At 67.7% G+C, this 16,754-nt stretch carries 20 protein-coding genes; 8 read left to right on the forward strand and 12 right to left on the reverse strand.

What is annotated here, in order from left to right; translation table 11 throughout:
- Positions 1 to 8 precede the first annotated feature (8 nt).
- Complete coding sequence (locus DM480_RS03955; protein ID WP_115377678.1) at positions 9 to 461, forward strand: MaoC family dehydratase; 453 nt, start codon at positions 9 to 11, stop codon at positions 459 to 461.
- A gap of 9 nt (positions 462 to 470) precedes the next feature.
- Here DM480_RS03955 and DM480_RS03960 read toward each other — a convergent pair whose 3' ends face one another.
- From DM480_RS03960 to petA, 5 genes are all read right to left on the reverse strand, one after another.
- A complete protein-coding gene (locus tag DM480_RS03960) occupies positions 471 to 1,058 on the reverse strand; it encodes a hypothetical protein (RefSeq protein ID WP_115377679.1) in 588 nt (195 codons plus the stop codon).
- A 132-nt stretch (positions 1,059 to 1,190) separates the two neighbouring features.
- Positions 1,191 to 1,721, reverse strand: coding sequence for an adenine phosphoribosyltransferase (locus DM480_RS03965; protein ID WP_115377680.1), 531 nt, complete (start codon positions 1,719 to 1,721; stop codon positions 1,191 to 1,193).
- A gap of 375 nt (positions 1,722 to 2,096) precedes the next feature.
- The gene (locus DM480_RS03970) at positions 2,097 to 2,939 is read right to left on the reverse strand and encodes a cytochrome c1 (protein ID WP_115377681.1); all 843 of its coding nucleotides are present in this window, start codon (positions 2,937 to 2,939) and stop codon (positions 2,097 to 2,099) included.
- 24 nt (positions 2,940 to 2,963) lie between these two features.
- Positions 2,964 to 4,250, reverse strand: coding sequence for a cytochrome b (locus tag DM480_RS03975; protein ID WP_115377682.1), 1,287 nt, complete (start codon positions 4,248 to 4,250; stop codon positions 2,964 to 2,966).
- A gap of 14 nt (positions 4,251 to 4,264) precedes the next feature.
- A complete protein-coding gene (gene petA, locus DM480_RS03980) occupies positions 4,265 to 4,840 on the reverse strand; it encodes a ubiquinol-cytochrome c reductase iron-sulfur subunit (protein WP_232834177.1) in 576 nt (191 codons plus the stop codon).
- A gap of 204 nt (positions 4,841 to 5,044) precedes the next feature.
- On the opposite strand from petA, the gene DM480_RS03985 reads away from it, so the two are divergent.
- The 3 genes from DM480_RS03985 (at position 5,045) to DM480_RS03995 (ending at position 7,141) form a co-directional block, all read left to right on the forward strand.
- Entirely contained in the window at positions 5,045 to 5,494 is a 450-nt protein-coding gene (locus DM480_RS03985) for a tRNA (cytidine(34)-2'-O)-methyltransferase (protein WP_115377684.1), read from the forward strand.
- Between the two features lie 187 nt (positions 5,495 to 5,681).
- Complete coding sequence (hemF, locus tag DM480_RS03990) at positions 5,682 to 6,524, forward strand: oxygen-dependent coproporphyrinogen oxidase (RefSeq protein ID WP_115377685.1); 843 nt, start codon at positions 5,682 to 5,684, stop codon at positions 6,522 to 6,524.
- 5 nt (positions 6,525 to 6,529) lie between these two features.
- Positions 6,530 to 7,141: a GNAT family N-acetyltransferase gene (locus DM480_RS03995; protein ID WP_115377686.1), complete on the forward strand. Its 612-nt coding sequence runs from the start codon at positions 6,530 to 6,532 to the stop codon at positions 7,139 to 7,141.
- On the opposite strand, the gene DM480_RS04000 is transcribed toward DM480_RS03995, so the two are convergent.
- Positions 7,102 to 7,881, reverse strand: a complete 780-nt coding sequence (locus DM480_RS04000) for a hypothetical protein (protein WP_115377687.1) — start codon at positions 7,879 to 7,881, stop codon at positions 7,102 to 7,104. The two genes, DM480_RS03995 and DM480_RS04000, sit on opposite strands and share 40 nt — an antisense overlap.
- Before the next feature lies 1 nt (position 7,882).
- Positions 7,883 to 8,713, reverse strand: coding sequence for a hypothetical protein (locus DM480_RS04005; protein ID WP_115377688.1), 831 nt, complete (start codon positions 8,711 to 8,713; stop codon positions 7,883 to 7,885).
- Between the two features lie 147 nt (positions 8,714 to 8,860).
- On the opposite strand from DM480_RS04005, the gene lipB reads away from it, so the two are divergent.
- From lipB to DM480_RS04020, 3 genes are all read left to right on the forward strand, one after another.
- The gene (gene lipB / locus DM480_RS04010) at positions 8,861 to 9,553 is read left to right on the forward strand and encodes a lipoyl(octanoyl) transferase LipB (RefSeq protein WP_115377689.1); all 693 of its coding nucleotides are present in this window, start codon (positions 8,861 to 8,863) and stop codon (positions 9,551 to 9,553) included.
- A gap of 87 nt (positions 9,554 to 9,640) precedes the next feature.
- Entirely contained in the window at positions 9,641 to 9,904 is a 264-nt protein-coding gene (locus tag DM480_RS04015; RefSeq protein WP_115377690.1) for a hypothetical protein, read from the forward strand.
- A gap of 225 nt (positions 9,905 to 10,129) precedes the next feature.
- Positions 10,130 to 10,873 (forward strand): hypothetical protein, encoded by a 744-nt coding sequence (locus DM480_RS04020; protein ID WP_115377691.1) that lies wholly within the window; start codon positions 10,130 to 10,132, stop codon positions 10,871 to 10,873.
- 36 nt (positions 10,874 to 10,909) lie between these two features.
- On the opposite strand, the gene queE is transcribed toward DM480_RS04020, so the two are convergent.
- The 5 genes from queE to DM480_RS04050 form a co-directional block, all read right to left on the reverse strand.
- The gene (gene queE / locus DM480_RS04025) at positions 10,910 to 11,542 is read right to left on the reverse strand and encodes a 7-carboxy-7-deazaguanine synthase (RefSeq protein ID WP_115377692.1); all 633 of its coding nucleotides are present in this window, start codon (positions 11,540 to 11,542) and stop codon (positions 10,910 to 10,912) included.
- Between the two features lie 9 nt (positions 11,543 to 11,551).
- Complete coding sequence (queC, locus tag DM480_RS04030) at positions 11,552 to 12,250, reverse strand: 7-cyano-7-deazaguanine synthase QueC (RefSeq protein WP_115377693.1); 699 nt, start codon at positions 12,248 to 12,250, stop codon at positions 11,552 to 11,554.
- Between the two features lie 227 nt (positions 12,251 to 12,477).
- The gene (gene hslO, locus DM480_RS04035; protein ID WP_115377694.1) at positions 12,478 to 13,410 is read right to left on the reverse strand and encodes an Hsp33 family molecular chaperone HslO; all 933 of its coding nucleotides are present in this window, start codon (positions 13,408 to 13,410) and stop codon (positions 12,478 to 12,480) included.
- A gap of 509 nt (positions 13,411 to 13,919) precedes the next feature.
- Positions 13,920 to 14,837: an ornithine carbamoyltransferase gene (gene argF / locus DM480_RS04040; protein WP_115377695.1), complete on the reverse strand. Its 918-nt coding sequence runs from the start codon at positions 14,835 to 14,837 to the stop codon at positions 13,920 to 13,922.
- A 156-nt stretch (positions 14,838 to 14,993) separates the two neighbouring features.
- Positions 14,994 to 16,190, reverse strand: a complete 1,197-nt coding sequence (locus tag DM480_RS04050; RefSeq protein WP_115377696.1) for an aspartate aminotransferase family protein — start codon at positions 16,188 to 16,190, stop codon at positions 14,994 to 14,996.
- 309 nt (positions 16,191 to 16,499) lie between these two features.
- Here DM480_RS04050 and DM480_RS04055 point away from each other — a divergent pair, with 309 nt between their 5' ends.
- Positions 16,500 to 16,748: a hypothetical protein gene (locus tag DM480_RS04055; RefSeq protein WP_115377697.1), complete on the forward strand. Its 249-nt coding sequence runs from the start codon at positions 16,500 to 16,502 to the stop codon at positions 16,746 to 16,748.
- Positions 16,749 to 16,754 lie beyond the last annotated feature (6 nt).

Below are 16,754 nucleotides of genomic sequence, written 5' to 3' on the forward strand. Positions count from 1 at the left end.
GACGGAACATGCGCTATTTCGAGGACGTCGCGGTCGGCGACACCGCCCGGTTCGGCGATTATGCGGTGACGCGCGAAGAGGTGATCGCCTTCGCCGAGAAATACGACCCGCAACCCTTCCACCTTTCCGATGAGGCAGCGGCGAAGACGCATTTCGGCCGGCTCGCCGCGAGCGGCTGGCACAGCTGCGCGATGACGATGGCGATGCTCGTCGCGCATATGAACGAAGACCGCGCTGCCAGCCTCGGGTCGCCGGGTATCGACGAACTGCGCTGGCTGAAGCCCGTCTATCCGGGCGACCGGCTGCGCTGCGAGACAGAGGTTCTGGAAACGCGGCGATCCGCCAGCCGGCCGGAGATGGGCATCGTGCGCAGCCGGATGGCGGTGTTCAATCAGGACGACGTCGTCGTGATGACGTTCATCTCCAACTATCTGCTCGCGACGCGGCCCACCGCCGGCTGACCCGGCCGCTCAGCGGCGGCCGTGCCATCCGCCGTGGCCGCCGCCACCCGAACGGCCGCCGCCCCAGCCGCGGCCGCCACCGCCCCAAGTGCGTCCGCCCGGCGCCGGATTGCCCTGAGTCACCGCCGGCGGCGTCTGCCCGGCGTTGCCAGAGAAGCCGGGGCGGTTGCCGTTCCAGCCACCGGGACGTTGTCCATTCCAATCCGGGCGCTGGCCGTTCCAGCCGGGGCGCTGGCCGTTCCAGCCGTTGCCCGGATTGCGATCGAACCCGCCCCAATTATTTCGGAAGTTGCGGTCGCCGCGCCAGCCATTGCGCCGGTCGAGCCAGTAACGGCGCTGCCCGTCGTTCCAGCGATAGGGCCGGCGCCACTGGTCGTAGACGTAGACGCCCGTGCCCGGATAATAATAATCGCCGTACCAGCCGAAATAGCCGGGATCGCCGTATCCGCCATAGCCATAGGGGTCGGTGTAGCCGTAGCCATATCCCGTGCCGTATCCTACGGCCACGCCGCTATACCCATAGCCATCGGTGCAGGCGGCGGTACCGAGCCCTGCGGCGAGGATCAGGCCGGTGAGGCCAAGGCGCTTCAGCATCATCACGCTCTCTCCCGAAACGAAAGGGGCGCGAGCAACTGGCAGGAACGCGCCGATCATCGTAAAACGAGGGCGGATCGTCGCAGGTTCCGGATGAACCTTTACTGACCGGTAACGCTCGTTTTCCCGGCGCGGTCAGTGGCCGGGAAAGGCGAACAGCGCGTCGACGCGGATGCCGTCCGCCGCCAATGCGTCGGCCCCACCGAGATCGGGCAGATCGATTACGAATTGCGCCTGCTCGACAACGGCCCCCGCCTTGCGCAGCAGCCGGATCGCGGCGCGCGCGGTACCGCCGGTGGCGATCAGGTCGTCGACGAGCAGCACGCGCTGGCCCGGGACGAGCGCATCCTCGTGCATCGCGATACGGTCGTGCCCGTATTCGAGCGCGTAATCCTCCGCGATCGTCGCGCCGGGCAGCTTGCCGTCCTTGCGGATCAGCAGCACGCCCGCACCCAGCGGCACCGCAAGCGCGGCGGCGAACAGGAAGCCGCGCGCCTCGATCCCTGCGACCAGATCGACCGGCCCGATCGTCACGGCGGCCATGCGCGCGACCGTCTCCGCGAGCCCGTGCGGATCGAGCAGCAACGTCGTGATGTCGCGAAACTGGATACCGGGCTTGGGAAAGTCCGGGATGGTGCGGATCAGCGCCTTGAGGTCGTCGTTCATGACCGCGGGTGTCGCGTGGGGCCGGGGCAAGGTCAATGGTGGATGGCGCGCCCGCCCGTTCCTTCGTCATCCCGGCGCACGCCGGGACCCTGGACACGGTGGCGGGGCGATGGCGCACCGCCACAGGCCGCCCGCAACCATAGGTCCCGGCGTGCGCCGGGATGACAAAATTGGGAGGTCGACCGAGTCCACACCCATCATTCCCGCGACGGCGGGAATCCAGAGACGTGACGTCGGTGGCTCTTTCGTGATGTCAGCGTGTCTGGATCCCCGCCTTTGCGGGGATGACGGGTGTGGGGGGAGTACGAAAAGGGCGGGCGGTGCCCGTTCGCACCGCCCGCCCTTCGCTGTCAGTCGCCGATCAGGCGACCGGCATCAATGCTTCACGTCGCGCCAGACGTTCTGATAGGCGCCCCAGGCGAGAAAGATGAAGATCGCGATGAAGATCACCGCCGCGAACCCCGCACCGTGGCGCGTGTCGAGGTTGGGCTCCGCGGTCCAGGTCAGGAAGGCGGCGACGTCGCGGGCCATCTGGTCCTTCGTCGCCTTCGTGCCGTCGGTGTAGGTCACCTGCCCGTCCTGTGTCAGCGGCGGCGGCATCGCGATGTTGAGGTTGGCGAAATAGGGGTTGTAATGCAGCCCCTTGGGCGTCGTGAAGTCGGGGAATTCCCGCTTCAACTCCGCCGGCGGATTGCGATAGCCGGTGATTAGGGCGTGGACGTAATTCGGGCCGTCCTCGCGCGCCTTGGTCATCAGCGACAGATCGGGCGGCAATGCGTTGTTGTTCGCAGCGCGCGCGGCGACTTCGTTCGCGAACGGCGACGGGAAATGATCCGACGGCACGTTCTTGCGCGTCGAAGGCTCGCCCGTTTCCGGATTCACCGTCGGCTGCTCGATCACCCATTGATTGGCGATCGCCTTCACCTCGGCCTCCGAATAGCCGATCTTGGCGAGGTCGCGGAACGCGACGTACTTCAGGCTGTGGCAGGCTGAGCAGACCTCCTTGTACACCTGGAAGCCGCGCTGCAGCTGGCGGTTGTCGAACTTGCCGAACCAGCCGGCCGACGACAGGTGGATGTCCTCGGGATGGAGGTGGAAGACCTTTTCGGGGCCCTCCTTTGCGGGATCAGTCCAGGCGGTCTTGACCGTGCCGAACAGCGCGATGCCGAGCACGAAGACGAAGGCTGCGCCGACCAGGGATGAGATGATACGGACCATTGTTCTTGTTCCCCCTGGGCCGGATCAGGCCTGCGCCGCGCTGTGCGCGATGCTGGTGCCGCCGTGCTTCGCCAGCACCGCCTCGGTGATCGAATTGGGCAGCGGGCGCGGACGCTCAGAGCGGGCGACCCACGGCAGAATGATGAGGAAGTGCGCGAAATAATAAGCCGCCGCGATCTGCCCCATGATGACGTTGCGCGGCAGCGGCTCGGCGCCGCCGACATAGCCGAGCACCAGCACGTCGAGCAGCAGGATTCCGAGGAAGATGCGGTATTTCGGGCGATAGTTGGCCGAGCGCACCGGCGACGAGTCGAGCCACGGCAGGAAGAACAGCAGTAGGATCGAGCCGAACATCGCCAGCACGCCCCACAGCTTCGCCGGCAGGATGAAGTCCGCGGTGAAGCTTTTCAGGATCGCGTAGAAGGGCAGGAAATACCACTCGGGCACGATATGCGCCGGCGTCGAGAGCGGGTTCGCCTCGATATAATTGTCCGGATGGCCCAGCATGTTGGGCGAGAAGAAGATGAACAGCGCGAAGATGAGCAGGAAGACGCCGAGGCCGAACCCGTCCTTCGCGGTGTAATAGGGGTGGAAGGGCACCGTATCCTGTTCGCTCTTCACCTCGACGCCGGTCGGGTTGTTCGACCCCGGGATGTGCAGCGCCCAGATGTGCAGCATGATGACGCCCGCGATCACGAACGGCAGCAGGTAATGGAGCGAGAAGAAGCGGTTGAGCGCGGCATTGTCCGGCGCGAAACCGCCGAGCAGCCAGACGCGGATCGTCTCGCCGACGAGCGGGATCGCCGAGAAGAAGCCGGTGATGACCTGCGCGCCCCAGAAGCTCATCTGCCCCCAGGGAAGCACATAGCCCATGAAGGCGGTTGCCATCATGAGGAGGAAGATGACCACGCCGAGCAGCCACACCATCTCGCGCGGCGCCTTGTACGAGCCGTAATAAAGCCCGCGGCCGATGTGGATATAGACGACCGCGAGGAACATCGACGCGCCGTTGGCGTGCGCGTAGCGCAGGAACCAGCCCGCGTTGACGTCGCGCATGATGCTTTCGACCGAGCCGAAGGCGACGCCCGCATTGGCGGCATAATGCATCGCCAGCACGATGCCGGTGATGATCTGCATCGCCAGCGCGGCGCCGGCGAGCACGCCGAAGTTCCAGAAATAGTTGAGGTTGCGCGGCACCGGATAGCCGGCGCCGACCGCGTTGTAGACGAGGCGCGGCAGCGGCAGCTTCTCGTCCAGCCAGCGCATCAGCGGCTGTTTGGGTTCGTAATGCTTGGCCCAGGGAAAGCTCATGTCTCGGGTCTCCCTTAGCTGGCCACGCCGACCGTGACGGCCGTGTCGGAATCGAATTTATAATCGGGAACGAGCAGGTTCTTCGGCGCCGGTCCCTGGCGGATGCGCGCCGCGGTGTCGTAGGCCGAGCCGTGGCAGGGGCAGAAATAGCCGCCGAACGGCCCGCGGTTCTCGCCCTCGCGCGCGCCGAGCGGCACGCAGCCAAGGTGCGTGCAGACGCCGAGCGTGATCAGCCAGTTCTTCTTGCCCGGCTTGGTGCGCTGCTCCAGCGTCTGCGGGTCGCGAAGCGTCGCGAGCGACACCGCATCCGCCTCCGCAATCTCCTTGGGCATCAGGTTGCGGACGAACAAAGGCTGCTTGCGGAAGGTGGTGACGATCGCCTGCCCCGGCTCGATCTTCGACAGATCGACCTCGGTCGTCGACTGCGCGAGCACGTCGGCGGACGGGTTCATCTGGTTGATCAGCGGCAGCACGATCGCGACCGCGCCGACGCCCGCGAAGGACACGGCGGCGATATTGATGAAGTCGCGGCGACGGGGATCGGGCACCTCCTCGTGGAACGGCTCCGGCGATTCACCGGGAGGCACCATGCTGTCAGTCGCCATGCGTCTCTCACCCTAATCGTCTTTATTGCGGTGGGATCGCCCCCATCGTTTCCAGGAAGGAAACGCGACAGACACCCCGACCGAACACCGCCATCCCCTTGGCAGCCCGCCCGCGGTGATAGACGGGCCTCGCGCGCTTTGCCAACAGGGTTTTTGCGCCGCGTCCGCGACGGCGCTAGTCAGGCCGCCATGCGTCTTGCCCTCTACCAACCCGATATCGCCGGCAACGTCGGCGCGGTGATGCGCACCGCGGCCTGCCTGGGGATCGACCTCGACCTCATCGAACCCATGGGCTTCCATTGGGATGACAAGCGCGTCGCGCGCGCGGCGATGGACTATATCGACCATGTCTCGGTGACGCGGCACGCCGACTGGGACGCGTTCCAGCGCCAGGCGTGCGGGCGACTGGTGCTGCTCACCACGCGCGGCGCGACGCCGCTGCATGACTTCGCCTTTGCGCCCGACGACGTGCTGCTGTTCGGCCGCGAGAGCGCCGGCGTTCCGGAAGAGGTGCACGCCCGCGCCGACGCGCGCGTCGTCATCCCGATGGCGCCGGGCGTGCGATCGATGAACCTGTCGGTGTCGGCGGGCATCGTCGCCGCCGAGGCGCTGCGTCAGACGGGCGGTTGGCCGGGGTGATTGCGATGATCCGCATTGGGAGCGGATGCCGGTCCCTCAGCCCGTCATTGCTTCGCTATGCTCGCAATAATGCGTTTGGGGCGAACGCTGGTGTGAGTATGTGGCGCATCGCAGGACGGCGCGACGCCCCCCCTGCGACAATCCAGCCCATCGACACCCCCGCCCCACTCTCGCTAAGCCGCGACCCATGCTCGACCTCGACGACCAACAGACCGCCGCCCGATCCTGGTTCGAAGCCTTGCGGACGCGCATCTGTGCCGCGTTCGAGGCGATCGAGCGGGAGGCGGGGTCGGATGCGATGTTCGACTACACGCCTTGGGACCGCGTCGACCCGTCGGGCGAGCCGGGCGGTGGCGGCGTCCGGGGCGTGATGAAGGGTAAGGTGTTCGAGAAGGTCGGCGTCAACGTCTCGACCGTCGGTGGGACGTTCGAGGGCGAGTTCGGCAAGACGATCCATGGCGCGGGCGAGGATCCGCGTTTCTTCGCGACGGGCATCAGCCTGGTCGCGCACATGGCCAATCCGCACGTCCCCGCGGTGCACATGAACACGCGCTTCCTGCGTACGACCAAGCAATGGTTCGGCGGCGGCGCCGATCTCAATCCGCCGATCCCGGTCGAGGGCGACACGGCGGACTTCCATGCGACACTGCAGGCGGCGTGCGACGCGCATGGGGCGGACTATTACCAGCGCTTCAAGGCGTGGGCGGACGAGTACTTCTACATCCCGCACCGTAAGGTGCATCGCGGCGTCGGCGGCATCTTCTACGATCACCTGGAGGGCGATTTCGACGCGAACCTCGCCTTCACGCAGAGCGTGGGCGAGGCATTCCTGGACGTCTACCCCAGGATCGTGCGGCGGCGGATGCATGACCCGTTCGATACGGCGGACGAAGCGCGTATGCTCGAATGGCGGGGGCGTTACGCCGAATTCAACCTGGTCTACGACCGGGGCACCTTGTTCGGGCTGAAGACAGGCGGCAACATCGATGCGATCCTGATGAGCCTCCCGCCGCGCGCGAACTGGGCCTGAGGGCGATGGCGCTGATCCCGGTCGATCCGGTCGATCTGGCGACGATCGTGACGACGCTGGAAATGGCGGCGCGCCCGCCGCTGCGACCGCTGCCGGCCTCGCACTTGCGGCTGGTCGACTGGCGCGCGCCCGATCCGGCGCGATACCGCCTGCTGTTCGAACGCGTCGGCGGCCCGTGGCTATGGTATTCGCGGCTGGCCATGGACGATGCCGCGCTGACCGCGATCGTCCACGATCCCGCCGTCGCCGTCCATGCCGTGATCGACCCGCAGGGGATCGAGGTGGGGATGGTCGAACTCGACTTCCGCACGACGGGGTCGTGCGAACTGTCCTATTTCGGCCTCGTACCCGAACTCGCCGGCAAGGGGCATGGCCGCTGGATGATGGCGGAGGCGATGGCGCGCGCGTGGCGGCCGGGGATCGCTCGGGTGTGGGTGCATACCTGCACGCTCGACCACCCCTCCGCGCTCAATTTCTACCGCGCGCAGGGGTTCGTCGCGGTCCGCCGGACGATCGAGACGTTTCCCGATCCGCGCGCGCTCGGCCTGCTGCCCGCCGACGCGGGCACGCACGTCCCTTATTTCGCGCCCGACCTGCCAGGCCCGAGCCGGCGATAGGCGACGACCGCGATCAGCGCGCCGGCGACCTGCGCCGCACTCGCCACCGCCGCGGCGACCGCGTCGGCGATCGCGACGCCCAGCGGGTTGGCGCCCCCCTGCCCCAGCCAGGTCGCGAGCAGCAGGAACGGCTGCCCCGCCAGCATCGCGGCGAGATAGACGAACGCGGTCGCGCCGAGCAGCGAGAGCTGCGCGCGCCGCGTGCGCCGCCACGACCGGCCGACCGCGGCCAGCGCGCCGACCGGCGCCTCTGCCACCAGCGCCGGCCCGGTCAGCATGAACCGGCTCATCAGCCACAGCCCGGGCAGCAGGAGCAGGTACATGCCCGCCCCCGCCGGAACCGATGCGACCATGGTCGCGAGCAGGAACCGCGGATACAGCCGGATCGCGCGGCGCATCGCCTGCCCGACCGTCGGCCGCGCCGGATCGAGCATCAGGCAATAGACAAGCGCGATACCGTAATAGGTGACGAAATAGGCGAGCACGCAGCCGAGGCCGTAATCGCCCATCCAGCCGTCGACCGCGGTCATCCATGCCTGCGCCCGGGCCGGCGCGTCGGCGATCGCGTCGTCCGGCATCGGGAAGGGCGCGACGAGCAGGGTGAGCGCGAACGCCGGCAGAAAGATGAACGGTCCGGCGACCCGGATCAGCAGGTCCGAATCGCGGCGGAACAGCGCCCACCCCTCCGCGACGAGACCCGCGAACGTGGGGATGCCGGGGACGTTGTTGCGACGCGCCATGTCAGGCCGCGGTGCCGCGCCGCGCCGCCAGTGCGACGTAGAGCTGCGTCGTGAAGACGATCGCGATCGTGCTGAACACCGCCGATACCGCCGCGGTCGCGACCGTCGTGACGAACAGCACCGTCGCCACGCCGTCGCGGCCGAGCAGCAGGCCGAGCAATGTGCCCAGCACCGCCTGCGCCGCCCAGGTCGCGACGAGCAGCACGACGACCCAGAGCAGCATCACGCCGACGATCCGCCATGTGTGCCGCCGCGTCAGCCGCCACGCGCGGCCGATCGCGCCGAGTGCCAGCCGTTCGTTGACGACCACCGCATAGACCGGCGCGAGCCGCGCGCCGACGAACAGCAGCGCGATACCGAGGACGAAGATGTAGAGCCCGGCGAATGCCGCCGCTCCGGGCGCGATGTCGAGCTGCTGCGCGCCGCCCGCCGCCGCGGTGAAATCGAACCCCGCGCGCGCCATCGTCACCAGCGGCGGCAGCGCGAGCACGAAGAGCGCGACGACGAGGACGGCGGCGACGGCGAGCGTCGGCAGGAAGCGCGCAGTCGCGATCCGGCGCGCGTCCGCCGCCTGCGTTTCCGGCGCGCTCGACGCCGCGATCAGCGCGAGCTGGCCCCACAAGGTGACGAGCGCGACAACGATCGCGAGCAGACCGCCGACCCCGGCGGAGACGGGCGTGGGCGTGCCGACCGCCGGCGTCACCGCCCACAGATAGCCGGCGCGGATCACGCCGGGCAGGAACAGCGTCGGCACCGCGATCCCCGCGAGCATCGCGCCCCGGCCGCTCAGCACCGCACTGGTACGATCCCACACGCTCGCCATCCTGACCATCGCCAATCCCGCCTTTCGCCCACCCGAGGTACGGGCGGCCTAGCCCAAGCCGGAACGCTTGGCCATCACCCGCGCGCACGGCGGTCGCGCGGTGCGCAGCGGGGCGCTCGCTTGCGCGCAAGGGCCGCGTTCGCCATGTGACGCGCCATGGCCGACGCACCGCTTTCCGACGCTTTGCCCGATGCGCTCCGGGGGATCGAATGGCGCGTGACGCCCGGGCAGACGCCGTATGACGCGGCGCTGGCGGCGATGGAGGCGCGCGCCGCGGCGGTCGCCGCGGGCGAGGCGCGCGAGCTGATCTGGCTGCTCGAACACCCGCCGCTCTATACTGCCGGGACCAGCGCCGATCCGGCCGATCTGATCGACCCGCGCTTCCCCGTCCACACCACCGGGCGCGGCGGCAAATATACCTATCACGGCCCGGGGCAGCGGATCGGCTATCTCGTGCTCGACCTCAATCGTCGCGGCCGCGACGTGCGCCGTTTCGTCCATGGCGTCGAAGGCTGGGTGATCGCCGCGCTCGCGCAGCTGGGCGTCGATGCGTTCCGGGCGGAGGGGCGCGTCGGCATCTGGACGCGCGACGGCGGGCCGGAGGCGAAGATCGGCGCGATCGGCGTGCGCGTGAAGCGCTGGGTGACGCTGCACGGCTTTGCGGTGAACGTCGCGCCCGACCTGTCCCATTTCGGCGGGATCGTGCCGTGCGGCCTGTCCGAATTCCCCGTCACCAGCCTCGCGGCGCTCAGCCGGCCTGCGCCGCTGGAAACCTTTGACGCCGCCCTTGCGTTGAGCGCCCCGGCGTTCCTCGATACTCTTTCTTGTCCTACGGAAAACGAGGCTTGAGGGGCAGGCTTTATGTGCTAATGTCCACCGTGATTTGGGATTAAAGGGCCAGCAAGCCGTCCAAATCCGTTTTCTAGGGAGCTTCCAATGCGTGCAATCATCTCCAAGGTCCTGACCGGCTCGCTGATCGCCGGCGCCGCGCTCGCCGTGTCGGCTTGCGGCCCGAAGACGGAGACCACCACCGAAAATACGATGGTCACCGACATGAACAGCAGCGACGACATGGGCACCATGTCGGACAACATGACTGCGGTCGACGGCGCCACCAACGGCGGCACGATGGCCAACGACACGATGATGGCGAACGACACGATGATGTCGAACACCACCACGACCACGAACGCGATGTAATCGACCCTCTACGGGTTCATTACGTTGACGAAACGGCCGTCCGGGTAACCGGGCGGCCTTTTCTGTATGTTCCGTGAACGCGCCTCAACTTGGCGTTTTCTTGACTCGCTTCGTCGCCCCCCGCGACGAATCGAAGCGGCAGATGGTAAATGGGGGATTGGGAAACCCCACAGATTCCTGTATTCTTCGTACCATAACACACCCGGTTCGGGAGGAACGGAATCCATGACCCTGTTGCGCACCGCGCTCGCGCTGGGCGGCGCGGCGATGGCCTTGACGCTGGCCGCACCGGCCTCTGCCCAATTTTTTCTGCGCTCGCATGATTTCCGCAACGACACGCTGAAGGGTGACGCCAGCGGCGTCGCCGAACTGCTGCCCGGCGCCAATGAGGCGGAACGTCGCGCCGCGGTGACGTGGAACATGCGCGCCGCGCTCAACGTCGCCGCGTTGCAGTGCCAGTTCGAACCGACGCTGCTGTCGGTGCAGAACTACAACGCGCTGCTCACCGATCATTCGGCGGAACTGAAGACCGCGTTCGACACGCTCGCCAAATATTTTCAGCGGGTCAACAAGACGCCCAAGGCGGGCACCGCCGCGCTCGATCAGTTCGGCACGCGCCTCTACGCCGGTTTCACCCCCGTCGCCGCACAGATCGGCTTCTGCCAGACCGCGAGCGTGATCGGCCGCGACGCGACCTTCGCACCGCGCGGCACGTTCGGCAGCTTCGCCGCGGAGCGGCTGCGCGAACTGCGCGCCAGCCTGATCGCGCCGTTCGGCGAACAGCATTTCTCGCGCTACCTCGGCCGCGACTATGCCTCGAAGCCGCGCTTCGACCCGATCTGCTGGGACAAGAAGGGTGATTGGGTCGAGAAGAAGTGCGGCACGTTCAACTGGCCGCCCGCCGCCACCCCGACCGCGGTGATCGCGACCAGCGCGGCGCCGTCCGCCGCACAGACCGCGCTGCGCTGATCCTCAAGGCCCCTCCCCCGATCGGCGGGAGGGGCGTCAGCGCAGCCCGAGCATCTTGTGCGTCTGCAACGTCAGGCGCCATTGCGGGCGTGCCATCACGACGGCGATCGCCGCCGCGACATGTGCCGGCGCATCGGCATCGTCCAACGGCTGGAGCAGGCGGTGGCGAAAGTCCCAGCGCTCGACATCATCGAGGTCGGTGCCCGGCTGCGGCCAGACGAGCTTCAACTCGTCGCCCGATCGCTGCACCACAAGGCTCCCCGCCTTGGGGCTGACACACACCCAGTCGATGCCCGGGTGGACCGGCAGCGTGCCGTTCGTCTCGATCGCGATGCGAAACCCCGCGGCGTGCAGCGCGTCGACCAGCGCGTCGTCGACCTGCAGCATCGGTTCGCCGCCGGTGAGCACGACGAAGCGATGCTCGCGCCCCTCGCCCCAGAAGCCCTGGACTGCCGTGACCAGCGCGGCGGCATCGCCGAACCTGCCGCCGCCGAGGCCGTTCGTGCCGACGAAATCGGTGTCGCAGAAGCGACAGACGGCAGTGCTGCGGTCCTGTTCGCGCCCCGACCACAGGTTGCATCCGGCAAAGCGCACGAACACCGCGCGCGCGCCGGCGTTGGCGCCCTCGCCCTGCAACGTGAGGAACATCTCCTTGACCGCGTAGCTCATCGCCGTGCGTCAGGCCCGCGTCGCATAGACGGTGGGGTCGGCGATGCCCGCCTCCTCGAACCCGCGCGCGCGCAGGCGGCAGCTATCGCACAATCCGCAATGCACGCCGCCCGGCGCCGGATCGTAGCACGACCAGCTGAGCCCCATGTTGAGCCCGAGCCGCGCGCCCTCGCGCACGATGTCAGCCTTCGTCATATGCTGCAGCGGCGCGTGGATGCGGAACGGCTCGCCCTCCACCCCGGCCTTGGTGGCGAGTTCCGCCAGACTTTCGAAGGCGGCGATGAATTCGGGACGGCAATCGGGATAGCCCGAATAATCGAGCGCGTTGACGCCGATGAACAGGTCGCGCGCGCCCGCCGCCTCCGCCCAGCCGAGCGCGAGGCTGAGGAAGATGGTGTTGCGCGCCGGCACGTAGGTGACGGGAATGCCGCCGCCGTTCTCGGTCCCGACACCATCCTTGGGCACCGCGATATCGTCGGTCAGCGCCGAGCCGCCGAACGCGGACAGGTCCATGGGCAGCACGATGTGGCGTTCCGCACCCAGCGCATGCGCGACGCGGCGCGCGGCGGCCAGTTCGACGCGGTGGCGCTGGTTATAGTCGATCGACAGCGCGAGCAGGCGATACCCCGCCTCGCGCGCGCTGGCCGCGGAAATCATCGAGTCGAGCCCGCCGGAGACGAGCACGACGGCAATGGGTTGGCTTGTCATGATCGCGGGCCGCTAGGCCATATCATGCCAAAAGAAAAGGGCCGCACCAACCGGCGCGGCCCGAAAGGAGAGAGCGTCGCCGCCCTTTAGGGAGAAAGCGTGCCCAACCAAGCTGTGCACCGGATCGATCTAGACGCCTGCGGTAAAAGTGCGGTTAACGTCCTGCGTTTCCACGCTTTCGGCGCGAAAACGGACGAACCGATGCGGATATGCGGCGGATCGTACCGTCAGTGGGTGACGGCATCCGCCGGCGGTTCGGCAGCCGATTCGGCCGGCACGGGAAACTTGGTCGCGCAAAAGGCGCAGTCGACCTGGATCAGCCCGGCCTCGTCCGCTATCTCGCGTCGCTCCTCGACCGAAAATTTGGCGAGCACGCCCGCGATATAATCGGCGGTGCAGCGGCAGCCACGTGACAACGGCGTCTCGGCGAGGATGCGCACGTCCTGCTCTTCGTTGAACAGGCGCCACACCAATGTCTCCAGCGGCACCGTGGGATCGGCAAGCTCGTCGACGCCCATCGTCTCACCCAGCGCGGCGACATGTTCCCATTCGGGATGATCGAGCCGAGTGTGCAGCCGCTCGCGGCCGAGTTCTCCCTCGGGCAGATGCTGCAGGAACAGGCCGCCCGCGATCGTGCGCCCGTCGTGCTTCGCAACGCCGACGCGCACCAGGCTGGGAATCTGCTCCGACTGGACGAAATAGCTCTGCGCAGCCTCGGCCAGCGTCGCGCCATCGAGCGGCACGATCCCCTGATAGCGCTCCCCCGTCGCCGCCAGGTCGAAGGTGATCGCCAGATAGCCTTCACCGAACAGGGCGAACAACGTCGGCTGGGCGGGCAGCGCGGCAAGCCGGTCGGCATCATATTGGATATAGCCGCGCACCTCGCCGCCGCGATAATCGCACACCAGCAACGTCACCGCGCCGCGATCGGTGCGGGTCTGCAACGTCAATTGCGCCTGCGGGTCCTTGAGCATCGATCCCATCAGCGCGGCGAGCGCGATCGCCTCCGCCAGCAACGCCTCGATCGCGGGCGGATAGGCGTGCGCGGCGAGCACCTGGTCGAGCGCCGGGCCAAGCCGCACGACACGGCCACGCGCCGAACGGGTCGGGATCGCGAACGCGAGGGCGCGATCGAGGTCGAAAGTCACGGTCTGTTGCATCGCGACAAGATGGGGGTTTCGGGGCGGCGGTCAACCAGAGAGCGCGAGGCGGCCGGCGCGAACGGGATGCCGCGTCGCGGCGGAGATAGGGTGCCGAACGCGCCGTGAGGCGCCGGACGCCCGTTCACGATCCGCGGGCCCTTCAGCCCCCCTCCCGTCGTCCCGGCGAACGGCGGGACCCATGGACGCGGGGCGGTCGGCGAAGGTCCCAAGAGCGTGCCTTTAATCGTGGGTCCCCGCGTCTGGGGGTGACGATGGCATTGGATTGCGCTTCGTCGGACAGCACGCGTCTCGGCAAAATACACAGTCCGCCGAGCCACACCCCATCCGTCATTCCCGCGAAGGCGGGAATCCAGACGCGCAGGTCTTCGCTGGAACCGCACCCTCGGCGTTTCTGGAATCCCGCCTTTCGCGGGAATGACGAAAAGGGCGCGAAGCCGAGGTGCGGGACGATGATACTGTCGGGAACAAGGGCGTCGCGGGATCGCGCCTGTCGCGCTCCGCTCACCTCACCCCAAGTGTCCGAAGCACCAGCGCAGCACCGCCTTCTGCGCATGCAGGCGGTTCTCCGCCTCCGCCCAGATCAGCGACTGCGGGCCATCGATCACCGCATCGACCACTTCCTCGCCGCGGTGCGCGGGCAGGCAATGAAGGAAGCGCGCATCGGGCTTGGCGTGCGCCATCAGCGCCGCGTCGACCTGAAACGGCATCATCGCGGCAAGCTTCGTCTCGGCATGCGCCTGACCCATCGAAATCCAGGTGTCGGTAACGATGATGTCCGCGCCCTCGACCGCCTCCGCCGCGGTGCCGACGACGCGCGCGCGCCCCTGCCCCAGTGCGACGTCCGCCTCGCTCGGCTGATATCCCTGCGGGCAGGCGGCGACGACGTCGAACCGCATCAACCCGGCGGCCTCCATGATCGAGGCGAGCACGTTGTTGCCATCGCCCAGCCACGCGACCTTTAGGCCGGGCAGCGCCTTGCCGCTTTCGAGGATCGTCTGCAGGTCCGCCATGATCTGGCACGGATGCGACGCATCGGTCAGGCCGTTGATGACGGGCACGGTCGCATGGGCCGCCATCTCCTCGACCTTGGCATGATCGTCGGTGCGGATCATGATCGCGTCGACATAGCCCGACAGCACGCGCGCGGTGTCGGCGATGCTCTCGCCGCGACCGAGCTGCATCGAGCCCGCATCCATCACGATCGACGTGCCGCCGAGCTGGCGGATCGCCATGTCGAAGCTGACGCGGGTGCGCGTCGAATTCTTCTCGAAGATCATCGCCAGCACATGGCCGGCGAGCGGCGCATCCGCATCGACGCGCCCCTTGGGCCAACCCGCGCGCGCCGACTTGCGCTCCATCGCGTCATCGAGCATCGCGGCAATGCCATCGGCGCCGGCATCGGTGAGATTCAGGAAATGGCGCATGAAAAATCCTTCTTTCCCTCTCCCTCCGGGAGAGGGAGGGAGCCGCGAAGCGGCGGAAGGGTGAGGGTGCTGCCGTATGTAGAAAACGCCGCCCTCACCCTTCCCACGCCTGCGGCGCGGGCCCCTTCCCTCTCCCGATGGGAGAGGGAGTTTCGGTCAATCGTCGCTCGCCGGCGCGAACACCCGGGCGGCCGCGCTCAGTCTGTCGATGCACTCGGCGACATGGGCATCCTCGATCACCAGCGGCGGCAGCATGCGCACGACATTCTCGCCCGCCGCGACCAGCAGCAGATTGTGATTGTCGCGGGCATGCGCGACGAATTCGCGCGGCTCGACCCCGGCCTTGAGCTTCAGCCCGAGCATCAGTCCCTTGCCGCGCACGCCCTCGAAGACGTGGTCGTGATTGGGGATCATCTGCTCCAGCGCGCCGCGCAGCCGTTCGCCCATCGTCGCGACATGATCGAGGAAGCCGTCTTCGAGCATCACGTCGAGCACCGCCTGCCCCGCCGCCATCGCCAGCGGATTGCCGCCGTAGGTCGATCCGTGCGTGCCGATCACCATGCCCTTCGCCGCGCGTTCGGTGGCGAGACACGCGCCGAGCGGGAAGCCGCCGCCGATGCCCTTCGCCGACGACATGATGTCGGGCTCGATGCCGTAATGCTCGTACGCCCACATCTTGCCGGTGCGCCCGTAGCCGCACTGCACCTCGTCGAGGATCAGCAGCAGGCCGTGCTCGTCGCACGCCTTGCGCAAGCCCTGCAGGAATTCCGGCGTCGCCACCGACACGCCGCCCTCGCCCTGGATCGTCTCGACCATGAAGCCGGCGGTATGGTCGTCGACCAGCGCCAGCGCCGCGTCTAGATCGTTGAACGGCGCATAGGCGAAGCCGGGCAGCAGCGGCTCGAACCCGTCGCGCATCTTGGGCTGATTGGTCGCGGAGATCGCCCCCATCGTGCGCCCGTGGAAGGCGTTGTTGAAGGTGATGATCGTGTGCCGCTGCGGATTGCCCTCCGCGAAATGGAAGCGGCGCGCGGTCTTGATCGCGCACTCGACCGCCTCCGCCCCCGAATTGGTGAAGAACACCGTATCGGCGAAGCTGTTGGCGACGATCCGTTCGGCCAGCGCCTCGCCCTGGGGGCTGCCGTACAGGTTGCTGACGTGCATCAGCGTCGCCGCTTGCTCCGCGATCGCCTTGACCAGATGCGGGTGGCCGTGGCCGAGCGCGTTGACCGCGATGCCCGCCGCCATGTCGAGATAGCGGCCGCCGTCCTCGGAGATCAGGTAGCAGCCCTCGCCTCGGACCGGACGCACCCCGCACCGTGGGTAGACGGGCATGAGCGGCGTAATGGTCACGAAAGGTCTCCTTCTCTCCAAACGAGAAAGGGCGGCCCGTCGTGGACCGCCCGACAGCCTCATTACCGGCAATGGCCCTGGCGAATCAACACCCGCCACGCAGCGACCGATCGCGCCGCATCATGCCGGATGGTGCACCACCTTATGGCAAAATCCGCGCAGGGTTAGCGCCGTATCGCCGGACGCGCACCGCCAAAACCGCGGATTCGCGTGTGTTATGCAATTGGCACACCTGATGCAAAGGCACCAGGTAGAGGCGCGCGACGCCGCCTCGCGACACGAACCGAACCGCCAAGGGAGCTTTGCACCATGATCCGTTTTTCGACCGCGCTCGTCACGACCGCGCTGCTCGCCACCACGATCGCCGCCCCCGCACTCGCCCGCACGAAAGGACCCGCGACGATCACGATGAGCGCCAAGATGATGGACAACAAGGAAGGCCGCCTGTGCATGCCCAAGACGACGCTGGGCAACAAGGCGACCAAGGAGATGCCCGATACCCTCTGCCAGACCCGCACCGACTGGGAAGCGCAGGGCGTCACCTTCGTGGTGAAGTGAGGGCCA

It is taken from the genome of Sphingomonas sp. FARSPH (assembly GCF_003355005.1).
Classification (GTDB): domain Bacteria; phylum Pseudomonadota; class Alphaproteobacteria; order Sphingomonadales; family Sphingomonadaceae; genus Sphingomonas.